A 1346-nucleotide genomic window follows, 5' to 3' on the forward strand; every position below is an offset into this window, starting at 1 on the left:
TTTTTGGCGATAACCACCCGTAGCTCGTCCATGGAGACATCGGAGAGGTAGCGGCGGGTGACTTGCCATTCGTCGTGGGATTCGATGACCACCGCGGTCGCCAAGCGCAGGAACGCTGCCGGGTTGGGGAAGATCTCCACGACGTCGGCGCGGCGTTTGATCTCCTTGTTCAGCCGCTCGATGGGGTTGTTCGACCAGATCTTTTGCCAGTGCGCCTTGGGGAACGCGGTGAACGCCAGCACGTCGGTCTTGGCCTCGCCCATCATGGTGGCGACCTTCGGAAACGAGGCGGCCAGCGTGTCGGCGACGCGGTCCCACTGCTCGGCGACCTCGGCGGGGTCGGTGTGAGCGAAGATCGTCTTGACCGCAGCGGTCACCGCCGGGGCATGCTTGGCCGAGACCGCGGTGTGCAGGTTGCGCATGAAATGCACCCGGCAGCGCTGCCACGCCGACCCGGTGAACTGCTGGGTCACGGCGGCTTTGAGCCCGGCGTGCGCATCGGAGATCACCAGATGCACCCCAGACAGGCCACGGGCCTTGAGCGAGGCCAGAAACTCCCGCCAGAATTCGTAGGACTCGCTGTCACCGACGGCGGTGCCCAGCACCTCGCGGGTGCCGTCGATCGACACACCGGTGGCCACCACCAGGGCCTGGGAGACCACGTGCGCCCCCACACGCACCTTGCAGAAGGTGGCGTCGCAGAACACGTACGGGAACTCGGTGTGGGTCAAGCTGCGGGTGCGAAACGCCTCGATCTCGGCGTCCAGGCCCGCACATATCCGGGAGACCTCCGATTTGGAGACTCCGGATGCGACGCCCATCGCGGTGACCAGGTCATCGACGCTGCGGGTGGACACCCCATGGACGTAAGCCTCCATGATCACCGCGTGCAAGGCCTTGTCGATCCGGCGCCGCGGCTCCAGCAGCGACGGGAAGAACGACCCGGCCCGCAGCTTGGGGATGCCCACCTCGATATCCCCCGACGTCGTGGCCACCGTCTTAGGCCGGTGACCGTTGCGCTGCGTACTGCGCTGCGCGTTGCGCTCGTAGCGGCCGGCCCCGATCGCCGCGCTCACCTCGGCCTCGATCAGCTCCTGCAACCCGGCGCGGATCAACTCGGCGAACACCGCCCGTGAATCGGCCGACTTGAGCTCGTCGAGCCGCGACAGCAGGGCAGAATGGTTCTGGGTCATCGCGTTGTGTGTCCTTTGCTTGAGTCACTTTGGTAGGTAACTCATTGACCACTACGCGATGGCCCACCCCAAGCCCGGTATCGACACACCCCAACAGGGATCCGTCCAGATCAGCCCCGGTCCCGAAACCCCACCACCCCAGGGGACTTACCC

Annotated in this window: 1 protein-coding gene; it reads right to left on the reverse strand. The window is 65.8% G+C overall.

Annotated elements, in window-relative coordinates; genetic code table 11:
• On the reverse strand, nucleotides 1-1193 hold a 1193-nt coding region (locus tag BKN37_RS27170; RefSeq protein WP_071030406.1), incomplete at its 3' end, for an IS256 family transposase.
• Nucleotides 1194-1346: the final 153 nt, after the last annotated feature.

Source organism: Mycobacterium talmoniae, assembly GCF_001854525.1.
Lineage (GTDB): Bacteria > Actinomycetota > Actinomycetes > Mycobacteriales > Mycobacteriaceae > Mycobacterium > Mycobacterium talmoniae.